The 15,687-nt window shown below is 53.6% G+C and carries 19 protein-coding genes; 14 read left to right on the top strand and 5 right to left on the bottom strand.

The features are described 5' to 3' along the window. Window positions 1-142: 142 nt before the first annotated feature. On the top strand, window positions 143-862 hold the full coding sequence (gene fadR / locus ACESQ2_RS12030; RefSeq protein WP_004851987.1) for a fatty acid metabolism transcriptional regulator FadR: 720 nt from the start codon (window positions 143-145) through the stop codon (window positions 860-862). 59 nt (window positions 863-921) lie between these two features. Here the strand turns inward: fadR and ACESQ2_RS12025 are convergent, their stop codons facing one another. Further along, window positions 922-2,454 carry a SpoVR family protein gene (locus tag ACESQ2_RS12025; protein WP_004138526.1) on the bottom strand — a complete coding sequence of 511 codons (1,533 nt, stop codon included), beginning with the start codon at window positions 2,452-2,454 and terminating at the stop codon, window positions 922-924. A 321-nt stretch (window positions 2,455-2,775) separates the two neighbouring features. Between ACESQ2_RS12025 and ACESQ2_RS12020 the strand changes: the two genes are divergently transcribed. Then, window positions 2,776-4,074 (top strand): D-amino acid dehydrogenase, encoded by a 1,299-nt coding sequence (locus ACESQ2_RS12020; protein ID WP_345911349.1) that lies wholly within the window; start codon window positions 2,776-2,778, stop codon window positions 4,072-4,074. A gap of 12 nt (window positions 4,075-4,086) precedes the next feature. After that, entirely contained in the window at window positions 4,087-5,157 is a 1,071-nt protein-coding gene (dadX, locus tag ACESQ2_RS12015) for a catabolic alanine racemase DadX (protein WP_046878395.1), read from the top strand. Between the two features lie 141 nt (window positions 5,158-5,298). Here dadX and ACESQ2_RS12010 read toward each other — a convergent pair whose 3' ends face one another. From ACESQ2_RS12010 to ACESQ2_RS11995, 4 genes are all read right to left on the bottom strand, one after another. Further along, window positions 5,299-5,718 carry a hypothetical protein gene (locus ACESQ2_RS12010; protein ID WP_142446664.1) on the bottom strand — a complete coding sequence of 140 codons (420 nt, stop codon included), beginning with the start codon at window positions 5,716-5,718 and terminating at the stop codon, window positions 5,299-5,301. After that, complete coding sequence (locus ACESQ2_RS12005; protein ID WP_142446663.1) at window positions 5,711-6,208, bottom strand: hypothetical protein; 498 nt, start codon at window positions 6,206-6,208, stop codon at window positions 5,711-5,713. The genes ACESQ2_RS12010 and ACESQ2_RS12005 overlap by 8 nt, the downstream gene beginning before the upstream one ends. A gap of 1 nt (window position 6,209) precedes the next feature. Continuing rightward, complete coding sequence (locus ACESQ2_RS12000; RefSeq protein WP_208431133.1) at window positions 6,210-7,139, bottom strand: tyrosine-type recombinase/integrase; 930 nt, start codon at window positions 7,137-7,139, stop codon at window positions 6,210-6,212. Window positions 7,140-7,242: 103 nt separating this feature from the next. Next, the gene (locus ACESQ2_RS11995; RefSeq protein ID WP_142446661.1) at window positions 7,243-7,539 is read right to left on the bottom strand and encodes a helix-turn-helix transcriptional regulator; all 297 of its coding nucleotides are present in this window, start codon (window positions 7,537-7,539) and stop codon (window positions 7,243-7,245) included. A gap of 96 nt (window positions 7,540-7,635) precedes the next feature. Between ACESQ2_RS11995 and ACESQ2_RS11990 the strand changes: the two genes are divergently transcribed. From ACESQ2_RS11990 to ACESQ2_RS11940, 11 genes are all read left to right on the top strand, one after another. Continuing rightward, window positions 7,636-7,902 (top strand): DNA-binding protein, encoded by a 267-nt coding sequence (locus ACESQ2_RS11990; protein WP_142446660.1) that lies wholly within the window; start codon window positions 7,636-7,638, stop codon window positions 7,900-7,902. Window positions 7,903-7,913: 11 nt separating this feature from the next. Next, window positions 7,914-8,144, top strand: coding sequence for a DUF4761 domain-containing protein (locus tag ACESQ2_RS11985; RefSeq protein ID WP_231536262.1), 231 nt, complete (start codon window positions 7,914-7,916; stop codon window positions 8,142-8,144). Window positions 8,145-8,160: 16 nt separating this feature from the next. Then, window positions 8,161-8,556 (top strand): hypothetical protein, encoded by a 396-nt coding sequence (locus ACESQ2_RS11980; RefSeq protein ID WP_231536264.1) that lies wholly within the window; start codon window positions 8,161-8,163, stop codon window positions 8,554-8,556. A gap of 12 nt (window positions 8,557-8,568) precedes the next feature. After that, window positions 8,569-8,838, top strand: coding sequence for a hypothetical protein (locus ACESQ2_RS11975; RefSeq protein ID WP_231536266.1), 270 nt, complete (start codon window positions 8,569-8,571; stop codon window positions 8,836-8,838). A gap of 75 nt (window positions 8,839-8,913) precedes the next feature. Next, a complete protein-coding gene (locus tag ACESQ2_RS11970; RefSeq protein ID WP_148379118.1) occupies window positions 8,914-9,135 on the top strand; it encodes a hypothetical protein in 222 nt (73 codons plus the stop codon). After that, window positions 9,135-9,692 (top strand): 3'-5' exonuclease, encoded by a 558-nt coding sequence (locus tag ACESQ2_RS11965; protein WP_250951372.1) that lies wholly within the window; start codon window positions 9,135-9,137, stop codon window positions 9,690-9,692. Before ACESQ2_RS11970 ends, ACESQ2_RS11965 begins: the two co-directional genes overlap by 1 nt. 10 nt (window positions 9,693-9,702) lie before the next feature. Further along, the gene (locus tag ACESQ2_RS11960) at window positions 9,703-10,656 is read left to right on the top strand and encodes a Dam family site-specific DNA-(adenine-N6)-methyltransferase (protein WP_231536270.1); all 954 of its coding nucleotides are present in this window, start codon (window positions 9,703-9,705) and stop codon (window positions 10,654-10,656) included. Beyond that, window positions 10,656-10,925: a hypothetical protein gene (locus tag ACESQ2_RS11955; RefSeq protein ID WP_214163965.1), complete on the top strand. Its 270-nt coding sequence runs from the start codon at window positions 10,656-10,658 to the stop codon at window positions 10,923-10,925. Before ACESQ2_RS11960 ends, ACESQ2_RS11955 begins: the two co-directional genes overlap by 1 nt. A gap of 133 nt (window positions 10,926-11,058) precedes the next feature. Beyond that, window positions 11,059-12,075 (top strand): phosphoadenosine phosphosulfate reductase family protein, encoded by a 1,017-nt coding sequence (locus ACESQ2_RS11950; protein ID WP_231536272.1) that lies wholly within the window; start codon window positions 11,059-11,061, stop codon window positions 12,073-12,075. Then, window positions 12,072-13,082: a DNA cytosine methyltransferase gene (locus tag ACESQ2_RS11945; protein WP_231536273.1), complete on the top strand. Its 1,011-nt coding sequence runs from the start codon at window positions 12,072-12,074 to the stop codon at window positions 13,080-13,082. Before ACESQ2_RS11950 ends, ACESQ2_RS11945 begins: the two co-directional genes overlap by 4 nt. Next, on the top strand, window positions 13,075-15,669 hold the full coding sequence (locus tag ACESQ2_RS11940) for a replication endonuclease (protein ID WP_231536276.1): 2,595 nt from the start codon (window positions 13,075-13,077) through the stop codon (window positions 15,667-15,669). Before ACESQ2_RS11945 ends, ACESQ2_RS11940 begins: the two co-directional genes overlap by 8 nt. Window positions 15,670-15,687 lie beyond the last annotated feature (18 nt).

Genomic DNA, 15,687 nt, shown 5'->3' with positions numbered 1-15,687 from the left:
GTTCTTTAGCCACAGAAAGTGTGAAATGAAAAGTTGAAAATGAAACGGCGATCCCTTTTTAATTACTTTCTGGCGCTATCTGCCTTATGGCCGCTCTGGTATGATGAGTCGAATAGCAACGCTGTGTAATGGAAATCTTATTATGGTCATTAAGGCGCAAAGCCCTGCGGGTTTCGCTGAAGAGTACATCATTGAAAGTATCTGGAATAACCGCTTCCCTCCTGGTTCAATTCTTCCCGCTGAACGTGAACTTTCTGAACTGATTGGTGTTACCCGTACAACCTTACGTGAAGTGTTGCAGCGTCTGGCCCGCGATGGCTGGTTAACCATTCAGCACGGTAAGCCTACCAAAGTGAACAACTTCTGGGAAACGTCAGGTCTGAATATTCTCGAAACCCTCGCGCGTCTCGATCACGACAGCGTTCCGCAGCTGATTGATAATCTGCTGTCCGTGCGTACCAATATTTCGACTATTTTTATCCGCACCGCTTTCCGTCAGCACCCGGATAAGGCGCTGGAGGTTCTGGCGAGCGCGCGTGAAATTGAAGACCACGCCGATGCGTTTGCCGAGCTGGATTATAATATCTTCCGCGGTCTGGCCTTTGCTTCAGGTAACCCCATCTACGGCCTGATCCTCAACGGGATGAAAGGTCTGTACACCCGCATAGGTCGTCACTATTTTGCCAACCCGGAAGCGCGTAGCCTGGCGCTCGGCTTCTATCATCAGCTGGCGAAAGTATGTGAAGAAGGGCTTCATGAACAGGTTTATGAAATCGTTCGCCGCTACGGGCATGACAGCGGGGAGATTTGGCATCGTATGCAGAAGAATTTGCCGGGTGACCTGGCGATTAATATGCGCTAGACCCCGCCCACGAATAAACAACGCCCGGTGCTGTCACCGGGCGTTTTGCTGTTTACGCGCTACAGCGGATTGGGCCGCGGCGGCGTACGTTCCAGCAGCTCAACGCTACCATCGGCGTTTTGCTGCTCGAGAAGAACGTCAAATCCCCACAGGCGGTGGACGTGCTTCAGCACCTCGCGGCGGCCTTTATCCAGCGGCACGCGGTTGTGCGGCACGTAGCGCAGGGTGAGCGAACGGTCGCCGCGCAGATCCACATTCCATACCTGAATGTTCGGCTCGAGGTTGCTCAGGTTGTACTGCGCTGAAAGCTTCGAACGAATCTCACGATATCCCTCTTCATTATGAATGGCGGATATTTCCAGATAGTTGTTGTGATCGTCATCGAGCACGGTAAAGAAGCGGAAATCGCGCATGATTTTCGGCGACAGGAACTGGCTGATAAAGCTTTCATCCTTGAAATCGCGCATGGCGAAGTGCAGGGTTTCGAGCCAGTCGGAGCCGGCAATATCCGGGAACCAGTACCTGTCCTCTTCCGTCGGCGACTGACAAATACGTTTGATATCCTGGAACATGGCGAAACCCAGCGCATAGGGGTTAATGCCGCTGTACCACTGGCTGTTATAGGGCGGCTGGAACACCACGTTGGTGTGGCTGTGCAGAAACTCCAGCATAAAGCGCTCGGTGACTTTTCCTTCATCATAAAGATGATTCAGGATGGTGTAGTGCCAGAAGGTCGCCCAGCCTTCGTTCATCACCTGAGTCTGCTTCTGTGGATAAAAATACTGGCTGACCTTACGCACGATACGCAGGATCTCACGCTGCCATGGCTCCAGCAGGGGCGCGTTTTTCTCCATAAAGTAGAGCAGGTTTTCCTGCGGCTCAGAGGGATAGCGGCGTGCCGCTTCAATGGTCTTTTCCTCTTCGCGCTTCGGCAGGGTGCGCCACAGCATATTCACCTGGCTTTGCAGATACTCTTCCCGGCTTTTTTGCCGCGCTTTTTCCTCCTGCAGCGAGATTTTCTGCGGGCGTTTATAGCGGTCAACGCCGTAGTTCATCAAGGCGTGGCAGGAGTCGAGCAGCTTCTCGACTTCATCAACGCCGTAGCGCTCTTCACATTCGGTGATGTATTTACGCGCGAAGATGAGATAGTCGATGATGGAGCTGGCGTCGGTCCAGCTGCGAAAGAGGTAGTTATTTTTGAAAAACGAGTTGTGCCCGTAGCAGGCGTGCGCCATCACCAGCGCCTGCATGGTGATGGTGTTCTCTTCCATCAAATAGGCGATACAGGGGTTGGAGTTAATGACGATTTCATAGGCCAGCCCCTGTTGCCCGTGCTTATAGGCCTGTTCGGTCTCAATGAATTTTTTACCAAACGACCAGTGCGGATAGTTAATCGGCATCCCGACGCTGGAGTAGGCATCCATCATCTGTTCGGAAGTAATGACTTCGATTTGGTGCGGATAGGTGTCAAGACGATACAGCTTCGCCACCCGATCGACTTCTGCCAGATAGGTCTCCAGCAGTTCAAAAGTCCAGTCGGGTCCATCGCTTAAACGGGTTGTGTCCTTGTTCATGGAATCAATCGTAGCCATTAGCGCGCCCTCGTTGTTGATGGTTCTCTCTGTACGGAAAACCTCTTAACAAGCATAGAACACGGCGTCGCAAACTGCGTGCATCCACATTTTCTTTTCTTCGCGATTTCACAATCTTAAAGGCGTTGTTTTACGGTTTAAACAGGATTTTATTCTGTAGAAAAATGAGGCGCAGCAGGAGATGGTAAACCGACGGGGGCAGCGCTGGCGCAGAACCCTGTGAGATAAGTCACCATAAATAAAGCGTATGTTGAATAATATTTTCATCTGAGTTATCAATTTGTAATCAGATGATTGTTCTTTAACGATTACGGAGCCGCTATGCGCGTCGTCATACTGGGAAGTGGGGTAGTTGGAGTCGCTAGCGCCTGGTACTTAAGCCAGGCAGGACATGAAGTGACGGTTATCGATCGTCAGCCGGGGCCGGCCGAAGAGACCAGCGCCGCTAACGCCGGGCAGATCTCTCCCGGCTACGCTGCGCCGTGGGCGGCGCCGGGCGTACCGTTGAAGGCGATTAAGTGGATGTTCCAGCGCCACGCGCCGCTGGCTATCGGGCTGGATGGCACGCCGTTCCAGCTGAAATGGATGTGGCAGATGCTGCGCAACTGCGACACTCGCCACTATATGGAAAACAAAGGACGTATGGTGCGCCTGGCGGAGTACAGCCGCGACTGCCTGAAGGCGCTGCGCGAGAGCACCGGTATCCAGTATGAAGGCCGGCAGGGCGGTACGCTGCAGCTTTTCCGCACCGACAAGCAGTTCGAAAACGCGACCCGCGATATCGCGGTACTGCAGGAGGCGGGCGTGCCTTACCAGCTGCTGGAGGCAAACCGCCTGCTGGACGTTGAACCGGCGCTGGCGGAAGTGAGCCATAAACTGACGGGCGGTTTACGTTTACCTAATGATGAAACAGGCGACTGCCAGCTTTTCACCACGCGTCTGGCCCTGATGGCTGAACAGGCGGGCGTGACTTTCCGTTTTAATACACCGGTGGATGAACTGCTCTATGAAGGGGATCTCATCTCCGGCGTGAAGTGCGGCGCTGAAATCATCAAAGCCGACGCTTACGTGATGGCATTCGGTTCATATTCGACGGCCATGCTGAAAGGGTTGGTGGATATTCCGGTCTACCCGCTGAAAGGCTATTCGCTGACGATTCCGATCGCGGAAGAAGACGGCGCGCCGGTTTCGACTATCCTTGATGAAACCTACAAAATCGCCATCACCCGTTTCGACAGGCGTATTCGCGTTGGCGGAATGGCGGAAATTGTTGGATTTAATAAAGAACTGCTGCAGCCGCGGCGTGAAACTCTGGAAATGGTGGTGCGCGATCTGTTCCCGCGCGGCGGCCACGTTGAACAGGCAACCTTCTGGACCGGACTGCGTCCGATGACCCCGGACGGTACGCCGGTGGTGGGCCGCACGGCGTATAAAAATTTGTGGCTCAACACCGGCCACGGCACGCTGGGATGGACCATGGCCTGCGGTTCAGGCCAGCTGATCAGCGATCTGATCTCCGGGCGTACGCCGGCGATCCTGTATGACGATCTTGCCGTCGCCCGCTATGGCCGCGGCTTTACGCCGGCCCGCGCTCAGCATCTGCATGGCGTTCACAATTAACAAGGAGCTTTCATGTCTCGTCCTGTAAAGGCCAGCATTGATATGTCAGCCTTACGCCAGAATCAACACATTGTTCGCCGCGCGGCGCCCGGCTCGCGCCTGTGGGCGGTGGTCAAAGCCAATGCTTATGGCCACGGCCTGGCAAGGGTCTGGAACGCGCTTAGCGCCGCGGACGGTTTCGCGATGCTCAATCTTGAAGAGGCGATCCTGCTGCGCGAGCTCGGCTGGAAAGGGCCGATACTGATGCTGGAAGGTTTCTTCCATGCCGATGAGCTGGCGCTGTTTGATAAATACCGATTGACTACCAGCGTGCACAGTAACTGGCAAATCAAGGCGCTGCAGCAGGCGAAGCTGCACGCGCCCCTCGATATTTACGTCAAGGTGAATAGCGGGATGAATCGGCTGGGTTTTATGCCGGACCGTTTGCACATCGTCTGGCAGCAGTTGCGAGCGCTCGGTAACGTCAGCGAAATGACGTTAATGTCGCATTTCGCCGAAGCGGAAAACCCGGACGGCATTGTCGAGCCGATGCGGCGCATTGAGCAGGCGGCGGAAGGGCTGGATTGCCCGCGCTCGCTGGCGAACTCGGCGGCAACCTTGTGGCATCCGGAGTCGCATTTTAACTGGGTGAGGCCGGGGATCGTGCTGTACGGCGCCTCGCCTTCCGGCCTGTGGCAGGACGTGGCCAACACCGGGCTGAAACCGGTGATGACGCTAAGCAGCGAAATTATTGCCGTACAGAACCTGAAAGCCGGTGAAGCGGTCGGCTACGGCGCAACCTGGCGCACGGCGGAGGAGCGGCGTATCGGCATCGTTGCCTGCGGCTATGCTGATGGTTACCCGCGGCTGGCGCCGAGCGGTACGCCGGTGCTGGTTGACGGCGTACGCACCGTGACGGTCGGGCGCATCTCAATGGATATGCTGGCCGTGGATTTGACCCCATGCCCGCAGGCAGGGATCGGCGCGCCGGTTGAGCTGTGGGGCAAAGAGATCAAAATTGACGATGTCGCGGCCTCCTGCGGCACCGTCGGATATGAATTAATGTGCGCGCTCGCGCCGCGCGTACCGGTTGTGACGGTGTAACTTAGCCTGAGGCGGATCACTCCGCCGATCACATATGCCAGAATTTCAATAAGTTACTGAAATTCTGGCTTTTAGATAACCTCAAACCACCCACCAAAACCCGCTATTACTCGGCGGGTGTGGACATTTTGTGGATCTCTATCAGGAGCCAAATTCTGCCACTAAAAAGGTGATGAGTGCTGAAAGAATGCCGACAGCAACGGGAACCACGACACTACCCCATTTCCAACGAGCTTTTTCCTCAAGCTTATCAAAACGCTTATCCATCGCTTCGATGAGCTCGCTTTTGACATTAACAATGCCTAATTTAAGCTCATTCTTCGTATTGGATATTTCAGATTTCAATTCACCTTTAAGCTCCAGCAAACCAGCCTTCGTGGCAAACTGCTCCGAACGCTCCGTCAGTCGTACAAGGTCTAGCTTGACAGAGGAAATGCCGTCTTCAAGTTTTTCCACTCGTTTTTCAAGATTGCCATACATGCCATCGCCTCCATCCCCATCTTTCTTCCATAGTACATCATTTGTGCCATTGGAGCGGGGGAACTCCCTAACACTACTCATCGTTTTGTGCTCCCTTGGGGTTATGATCTTCAAACCACTTAAGGACAGCACTGGAACGATATAGGCTCAAATGCCCACAATTGAGGCAATTGACTATGTAATAGCTTTTTCTTAGTCCTGCGATCGTATTTAGATTACCAAATGCAACATATTGGACATATTGTACTGATTGAGCATCTTCAATCATGTCTCGCTCAGCATCTCCAAGAGAGTCAAAGTTATCGGGAAAGCCATCGGTTTTTATGTAACCAGTCTGTGGAACAGATAATTTATCTGAACCGCAAGCTAGGCAATGTCCTGAAATTCCTTTTTCTGAAAGGTACTTAAATAACATCTCTGCATCTATAGTTCTAAGACGACTACGATACTTATCTGTTACTTCTTGTTCATTGCCGTTCAGAAGATCGATTTTGGAGTTGAGTTTTTCTTCATAAAATTTTTTTAGAAGAAAATCTCTCAATTCTTGCTCTGTTGGTTCTTTCATATCCATTTTAGTTCTCCAGAGGGTTAAATCGCACAGCATCCTGTAGGTAATCTGGCGCAAGATGCGCGTATACCATCGTTTGCTGTATGTTCGAATGACCCAGTATTTTTTGCAGAGTCAGAATATTGCCGCCGTTCATCATGAAATGGCTGGCGAAGGTATGTCGCAGAACATGAACCCCCTGGCCGTCCGGTAGATCCGGAGCCACCTGCTTGATCGTCCGGCGAAGCAGTTCGTAATCCACGTCCGCAAAAATATCGCCCGTTCCCCGCTCGCACAATTCATCAAATAGTGTGTTACTAACAGGCACGGTTCTGTTTTTGCTGTTCTTAGTGTTAATGAACATCGCTTTTGAATGAGCAAGATGTGTTCGTCTTAGTTTAACGACCTCACCCCAGCGGGCGCCGGTCGCCAGACTTAATCGCGCCGCGAGGTTTTCCGGCTCGGGCAGGGTAGTCAATAGCTGGTTAATCTGCGCCTTCAGCAGATAGCCCATTTCATGCGCGTGTACTTTTAGCGGTGAGATGCCTTTAAAGGGGTTTTCATGGTGATAATTCCCGGTTTCAATGAGCGTACCGAACAGAGAAGAGAGCGTTTCCTGTTCGCGGTTGAGTGTCTTGGCCTTAATGCCCGCTGCATATCGGGTTCCGCGATATTCGGCCCAGGCATTCTTATTCATCCGGTCTGTGGTGGGGAAGCCCATCGCTTCATCAACGCGCTCAAGTTTCCGGCGGGTACTTTCGCCTGATTTCATGGTCTGGCCTTTGATGCGCCACCAAAGCTCAATGAGTTCGGAGAACGGACGCTTATCGGGGGCTCTATCCAACCATTCTTTCCCGTGTTGAGAGGACAGGATCCAGCGCTCATATTGTTGCGCTTCGGATTTGGTTGGGAATTTTTTGCGTATACGCCGGCCTTCACGACCCTGCGGACGCATATCAACCATATAGCCATCTTTAAGAGATTTAATACTCACCAGAAAATCCCCCTCTCATGACAGATCCCACCTTTACCCCATCTTTCCATTATATTTAAAGCAGTTAGCCAACCTTTTTCGCGCTTCGGCGGCTCGATGTTCCGTCTTGCCCATCAGGGGAGAGAGTAGGGGCAATTTGTCCGGCTCCTTCATCGGTTTTGTCCGTCATCAACCAATTCATGTACTTATGAAAGTTAGTGTGATTAACAATTTTGATTAGAACGTCACCGCCTATGTTTTCAATCCGCCCGGTTTCGTAACGACGAAGAGTGCCTATGGGGATTTCCAGCAGGGAACCGAATTCATCCCTTGTTAAGCCTTCAGCTTCGCGAATAGCTCTTATTTTTTCGCCAAGATTCATTGACAGTGTTCCTTTAAGTACACTAAGATTCGAATTATGGTGTACTTATAAGTACACCAAATGACCCTAAATTACCCAAATAAGGCAGGATAGCACATGGCAAGAAACGCAAGAAGAGCCACCACGCCAACTGAAATCAGGGATTTGCCGGGAGATTACCCATTCGGCGATCGTGTTTCTGAGTCCTTAGCCGACTATGCAAAACGCACCGGCTTAACGCTGAAGGCAGTTCAGCACCGCGCAGATGATGGCCGCTTACCGATCATCCAGGCCCGCCCGCGAGCAAAGCGGGAAGTGAACCTGCTCGCTATCTACATGAACGCCCGCTACAAAGCCGAACGCTTTGTTGAGTCAATGAACTAAAGGGGATGGTCATGCCGAAAGGGAGCGGAATTACGCGCGATAACTTACCCAAGGTCATCTGGATAAATAAGCACGCCGGAATTTGTTGCGGCTTCACCATCCGTGTATTACCGCGCAGGGTAGGTAAGAAGCGTTATCAAATTATGAAAGATGGTGATTCTTTCGGAATTGACTTTGCGTTATCTGAAGCACGCAAAACGATAGATCGCATTATTAATAACAACCGCTTCACCATTCATTAATTAACCGAGGCCGAAAATGAAAAGAGAATACGCAGACAAAATCAATTCGCTGCTGCAATGCTTCCATTTCAATAAAGAGTTTCTGGAATGGAACCATGATTATTCACATCAACTTTTACGCCACGGCGTTTCCCACCTTTATCACTTCGCTATGCTTCAGGGCGAGAACGATGAAGCCACGCTGGAAGAGCTGCGCAACATCATTATTGCGATCACCAACGGTGATATCCCGAAGCCATACGACCTGCTGTCAATCGACGCAGAGCCGCACGATGTCAAAACCAAAACACTGATGTTTGCTAAGCCTCTTGCGGTGTCTATTGAGGTGACACCGGAGATGATGCAGCAGCTGAAACAGGCAATGGCAAATATCCCGGCAAAACTAAAGAGCTCACCCCTCTACAGCCGATAAGCGGGGCGTACCATGTTCACCGAAGAGAAAACGTCATGGGAACAGGAGATGCTGATCCGCGAGGCGATAGAGAGCGCGGAACAAGGTTTCACCGTTCATCTAAAAAACGGCGCTCGCATCACTGTTGCTTCCAATAGCCCGTCGATTGATTTAATTATCTACGGTCTGGAAAAAACAATTCGCGGTAATCACGGACGTGCGCGAATGACGTTTATTGATTTCCTGTATTTCTGGCATGAAAGGATATTTAAGCAGGTTAAAAGAAAGAAAACAGCGCCCTAACCATTAATTGACCAGCGTTAAAAATAACGGCATTCATTTTGCCGGGGATTCGTTTTGCCTTTTTTAGGAGGTCGCATGTCGATCACGTCAATAAAACTGGATGGCGGAATAAGCGATCCGGAGTTTGTGGAAATAAGCGCCAACGCTCGGAAGCACGAACGTGCCCACCTTCTGGGCCTGCTGCGTATTTATGTCGGCCAGCTGAAAAAGGAAAGTGCTACCCCGGAAGAGATTTATTCATCAGTCGAGCGGTGGATTGATAGCCGCGAATTACCAATCAGCGAGGGCAATAAATAATGAATCATTTAATGGTCGATTTGTTAATCATCAACGAGAAAGAGTCTTCACCTTTGCTCGCTATCGAAGCCGTGTTCTTTGAGCCGTCAACGGGTCAGATCGGGAAAAGCTTTTACTCTCCAATCAATATCCGGATGGCGACAGGCCTGATCAACGTTGATACAGCCTTTGAGTGGATGAAAAAGGATTCCCACTGGCGCGCTGAATTAACGAGTGCCACCGAGGCCGAAGAAGGTGTGATGTGCGACCTGGCGGGCTTTATTGCCGACAACACCGAGCATCGGTTCGATAGTTTATTTGTGTGGTTCAAGGATACCCCAGAAAAGCTGGTCTCATTGCGGTATGCCGTCGAGCGCACAAAAGTGCTTGGCATCTTCCCTGACGGTACAAAATTCCGCTGCATTCGCTCTCTTCTCGATCTTGCCGCCGCCACTGGCTACGCCCCCCACGCACGGAAAGCCTTTGCGCGGTACACACTGACAGATGCCGTCTATCAGGCCGAGCAGGTTTGCGAGATCTGGCAGCGTCTTACCACTCCACACCTCGAATCACTCTGAGGGCAAGGTAATGATTAAATCACCCATCAAATGGGCGGGGGGCAAAACCCGCGTCATGCCGGAGCTGCTGAAGCACTTACCAAAAGCTGATTGTTTAATAGAGCCGTTCGTTGGCAGCGGCACCGTATTTATGAATACGGAATACCGCCGCTATGTTCTCTGCGATAGCAATCGCGCGCTGATTAACTTCCTTCGCGTATTGACCTCTGACACCGAGAGACTGATCGACACCGAACGCGGAATGTTTCTGGGTGGCAATAACGAAGAGAAATATTACAAGCGCCGTGCACTATTTAACTCCATGCAGTGGAGCGATACGGGCAAAGCTGATACCGCCTTGCTTTACGCCGCTTTGTTTCTGTATCTGAACCGCCATTGCTTTAACGGGGTATATCGCATCAATCAGAAGGGTGATCATAACGTCCCGTTCGGGGAATATGCTGCACCTTACTTTCCGGCTGATGAAATGCGCCGCTTTGCCGAAAAGGCCAACGACACAAAAGCGATTTTCATCCATAGCGATTTTCGCCACTCCATCCCTGACGTTATGCAACTGGCATATGACGCTGTTATTTACTGCGACCCCCCCTACATCCCGACCAGCAAAACCGCCAATTTCACTGCCTACGGCAAGCCGTTTACCCTGGACGATCATCGCGCTTTAGTTTTAACCCTTCTCGATGCTCATCGCCAGCACGGCACCCGCTCGGTTATCTCAAACAGCGACACGCCGGAAGCCCGCGAGATCTATTCCCCTTTCAGGCTCCATGCGTTAAGCGTTCGCCGCTCTGTCAGCGCCAAAAGCCGAGATATGGCCGGCGAGGTGATTGGCGTGCTTCGCGTTTGCGAAGGCTGTGGCCGTTCTGGCGGCGGTTGCTGCCCTGACTGCGGCACGGTTATGGGAAAAGCCACTTACGGCGCAATGGCTGCGGCGGGCGCATTCGACGGCGCGGAGGGATTCTGATGAATGAGCCTGTCTGGTTAGCAGTAGATCCCGCCGATGAGTCAGGGGATTACACCATAGTGACGGCGCTGGTTTACCGCATAACCGGTAGCCAGCAGTACCACACTTTCACCCTGATTGATTTCAGGGCATTCATCCTTGATGCAGATGTGCCGCTCTTTAAGTCATGTGTGTCCGGCATAGGCAGCGACGACCAGGGCATTAAGAGGGGTGGACTTGTACGCCTGCAACTCGTTTCCGACAGTCCTGATGAGGAGTTGCCATTCTGATGAACCAAGAAACCAATTGCCGCCGGTTCTGGCGAAACCTTGTTATCTGCTGCGTGCTCTGCTTGCTGTTTTTCTGGACTCCGTCAGCCATCGCCACCTTCTACATCCTGAGAATGATTTTTGGGGGTGAGGTATGCCTGTAATCACCGTTGACGCCCGCTGCTTAGCAGGAAACACCTTTAATTTGATTTCCATGTCCGGCGGGAAAGACTCGTTGGCGCAATGCCTGTATGCCTTAGAGAACGGCGTGCAGCATGAGCGGGTGTTTGCTGACACCGGCCACGAACACCCTCAAACGATGGAGTACCTCGATTACCTGGAGCAAAAGCTAGGCCCGATTCGCCGCGTAAAAGCCGACTTTACTCGCCAGATCGAGGGTAAGCGTAAATTCATTGCAGAAAAATGGCCGGTATCTCTCGTTGAAGAGTGCGGCATGACCCCCAATGAGGCGGCGGAGCGTATTGCCCGCGCGCTCGAAATCCTCCATCCGACCGGGAATCCATTCCTCGACCTGTGCATGTGGAAGGGCCGTTTCCCGAGCACTAAAGCGCGGTTCTGCACATTCGACCTGAAACACGAGCCCGTGCGCACTCAGGTCGTGCTACCGGCACTTGATGAATATGACGAGGTTATCAGTTGGCAGGGGGTGAGGGCCCAGGAGTCACCAGCGCGGGCTGGACTGCCGATGTGGGAAGAGGATGCAGACAATACCCCAGGGTTGCACGTCTATCGTCCGATCCTCAACTGGCTGCATGAGGACGTATTCGCCATTGCTAAACGCTACGGCATTAAACCTAACCCGCTCTATCAGCAGGGCTGCAGCCGCGTTGGGTACATGCCGTGCATTCATGCCCGCAAATCTGAGCTGGCAGAGATTTTCCAACGCTGGCCGGAAGAGATAGCCAGGGTAGCCGAGTGGGAGCGCTTCGTTGCGGCTTGCTCTCGCCGCGGAAACTCTACTTTTTTCCCATCTACGCATGACCCACGCAGGGCAGAACGCTGCATAGACGTCATCACCGTAGACGGTTACGGGATTGAAACCTATCGCGACTGGGCGATGACCACCCGAGGTGGCGCGCAGTTTGACCTACTGGCTGAAGCTAACGACAAATCCGTGTGCAGCAGTGTTTGCGCGGGGATCTGCGAATGAAAGCCCTCGCTTATTACAACGAAATAGACCCCCACGCAGCACAGCACCTGCGCAACCTTATCGACGCCGGCCATATTGCTCCGGGCGTCGTTGATACCCGCTCAATTGAGGATGTCACCCCCAATGACCTTAAAGGATTCACACAGTGCCATTTCTTCGCCGGAATCGGTGGATGGTCGCTCGCACTGCGTCGGGCAGGTTGGCCAGATAGTCACCCGGCATGGTCAGCATCATGCCCCTGCCAGCCTTTCAGCGCGGCAGGCAAAGGACTTGGGTTTGCTGACGAGCGGCACCTATGGCCCTCCGCACATTGGCTTGTCGGCCAGCGCCGCCCTGTCGTGGTCTTTGGCGAGCAATCTGGCAGCGCTGACGCGAACGACTGGATCGACCTTGTACAAGCTGACGTGGAAGCCCTGGGCTATGCCTTCGGGGCGACTGCGTTTCCGTCTGCGAGCGTCGGCGCGCCGCACCAGCGAGACCGTGCTTATTGGGTGGCCGACGCCGATCGCCTCCAATGGGAGGGGCGCGGGGAATTTCAACCGACAGGGGGGGGTAAACCTTCAGACAGCAGCGTTATTAACTGGCTGGCCCACGCCAACAACCATCGACAACAATCAGGTTGCGGGGCAGGGTGCGGCGGCCAATGCACCGAAGCGGGGAACAACCTTGGGCGGTGCTGTCAGGCTGGCAGCATGGCCGACGCCGACGGCTACGGACGGCAAGGGCGGCTATCAGGGCGGCAGGATGCGCAACGGGAAGTTATCAACGGACAGGCTGGATGTGGCGGTGCAGATAGCGGAGCCAGTCCGGTTAACGGCTTCTGGCGAGATGCTGACTGGCTGTACTGCCGGGATGGAAAGTGGCGGCCAGTTAGACCCGGATCATTCCCGCTGGTTGATGGGATTCCCGCCAGAGTGGGAAGACTGCGCGCCTACGGAAACGCTATCAATATTGAAGCGGCGGCAGCGTTCATAAAATCCTACATGGCAGCGGTGGATCATGTCTGATTCCGCTGCTTTGGCATGGAGATGGAATGCTCCACGGCAGGCCATTAGCCCCGACGATAGCGAAGATAGCCCTATTGAGTATCTCACCCCAAAAGGCGAGCGTAAGGCGCTCGCCTATGGTGATCTTGTTGACGTCGTTTATCGGGAGCCGCTGCGCCCGCGCGAAGGCGAGGCGCGAGAGGCGTTTGATCGCACAAGGCGAGCTCGCCATCTCCGCCGCCGCGTGCAGGCTCTCCCTGCTTTTATCCGCAAGCGATTCTCTCAGCGACTGGAGTCGCTGGAGCGGCAGGATCCAAAAGCCGCTGTACTCTGGCTGTTTAGCACATTTGAACGTCATGTATTGCGTCGCGTTGATGCCGTAAACGCCCAATACCTGCCACAAGACAACCTTCCCGCAATCCTTTTCCCGCTGCGTGATGATTTTCACTTGCTGCCGTGGGCAGATAAAAAACGCCTGAAACGACTGGCTTATAAGCTCGCTAACCTGATGAAAAGCGAGTTTATGCGCGAGTTTGATTTTCAGTACGAGAAAACCGCCGATGTAGAGTTTTCCACGATCTATGCGTATGGCGCGATCGCCAGTAAGGCGATGACACTCAATATCGCGATCCCTGGCTGGGGTCGGTACTGCGAAGAGGAGCTGGAAGCCGAAGAGGCGCTGCGTGCCGTTGCGCGCCTTCAGTCGGAAAAGTGGTGGTTAAGTAAAATCCGCAAAATACATGACCGCTGGCGTGAGCACCTCATGATCGCCACCGGCTACGTGAGCAAAATAGCATCACCGTATTGCTCCGATCCCTGCTTCAGAGAGTGGATAGCCCAGAAAAAGGCAAACTTTGAATTTCTTCAGGCGATGGAACTGGAAGATCAGGCCACCGGCGAGCGCAGCTCTTTACTGGACAAGGTCATGGGTAGCACGTCCAACCCCAAAAACGCCCGCGCCGAGCTGATGGTGCGCATGCGCGGGTTTGAGGACATGGCAACCGAAATGGGTTTGGTCGGCATGTTCTATACGCTAACCGCGCCGTCTCGTTATCACTCCACGCACGTAAAATCGGGCAAGCGCAACGACAAATATCGCGACGCAGGCCCGCGCCAGACGCAGAAATACCTTTGCAAAGTCTGGGCGCGAGTCCGCGCTAAATGGGGCCGCGAGGGTATTCGTACTTTCGGCTTTCGTGTCGCCGAGCCGCACCACGACGCAACCCCACACTGGCACCTGTTGTTATTCCTGCGCCCGGAAGAGGTGGAATATGCAACGGCTATTTTCCGCAAACATGCACTGAAAGAGGACGGCAACGAGCCGGGGGCGCAGGAGCACCGCTTTACCGTTACGCCGATTGATGAAAAATTTGGATCGGCAACGGGATATATCGCGAAATATATTTCGAAAAATATCGACGGCTACGGCATGGACGGCGAGTTAGACGATGAATCAGGCCAGTCCGTCAAAGAGATGGCAAAGCGCGTACGGGCGTGGGCGTCGCGCTGGAATATCCGCCAGTTTCAACAGATCGGCGGTGCGCCCGTTACTACCTGGCGAGAGCTGCGCCGGTTAGGCAACCGCGAGCTGGTTCTACATCCTGAGATCGAAGAGGCTCGCGCGGCTGCTGACGCGGCGGACTGGCCGGGGTACACCAACGCCCAGGGCGGCCCGTTGGTGTCTCGTGACTGCCTGCGCGTTCGTCTCAGCTACGAATACACCGAAGAAGGCAATGATTATGGTGACACGGTCGCCAAGATAACTGGCGTCTATTGCCCTCTTACCATCCGTGAATCGGTCATTTATACCCGCACCACAGATTACAAAATTGTACCGAAGCGTAAGCCATCGCCGATCGAGGTCTTGACCTTAGAAGGCCGCGCAGCGGCCCCTCGGAGTTCTGTCAATAACTGTACGGAGCGCTCCGTTTCGGATGAAAAACCGCCGTCAGAAACGGCGGAGCTAGCTGATAAAACGGCGCCCGACGACAGTTCAGTGACAGAACTTCCGCTGAATATCGATGTTTTGAGGCGATATTCACGCCAGCAAAGGCAGGAGATCACAAGCTGCCTCAGAAAATCCGCCCGGGAAAGCTCAGATCAAGCCTTCACGCGTACCGCGCGTGGCCTGCGCACGTCGATTGATGACGAAAGCGCGCTGACATGGGGGCCAAAAGTTACCGCCGCGAAAGACATGAGCCTGACGCCGGAAGAGGCCGAGCAGCGCTGGCGCGAGCAACTGCGAATCGAGGCGGAACGGCGAGCAGATAACTACGCGGCGGCGGTTGCGGAGTATCAGAAGAAAAAAGCTGAGGCCGCATTGCGCCAGGCGCAGCAAAAAGAAGCAACGAAAAAACACGGCATCTCCGAAGAGATGATCGCCAGCATCGGCGCGCAGCTGCGCGAGTGCCGGATTTTCGTCAGCGATGACGTCGTACGGTCAATCGCCAGCGGCGCACGCGTTCGCCACGGCGGCGGCCTGCTCGCGGCGGACAATGGCCGGTTGCGTGAGGTGAAGGTATGGCGCGCAGGCGAGAAAGATAAACCAACCTCCGAATATATGGCAGTGCGTGACCTGGTCAGACGCTGGAAAAAGGCCACCCACTGAAGGGCGTAGCCATCACTA

Source organism: Klebsiella sp. Q11 (assembly GCF_964241505.1).
In the GTDB taxonomy this organism is placed as follows: domain Bacteria; phylum Pseudomonadota; class Gammaproteobacteria; order Enterobacterales; family Enterobacteriaceae; genus Klebsiella; species Klebsiella michiganensis.
Note: the sequence above shows the minus strand (reverse complement) of the source record. Positions and strands in the feature narration are given on the sequence as shown.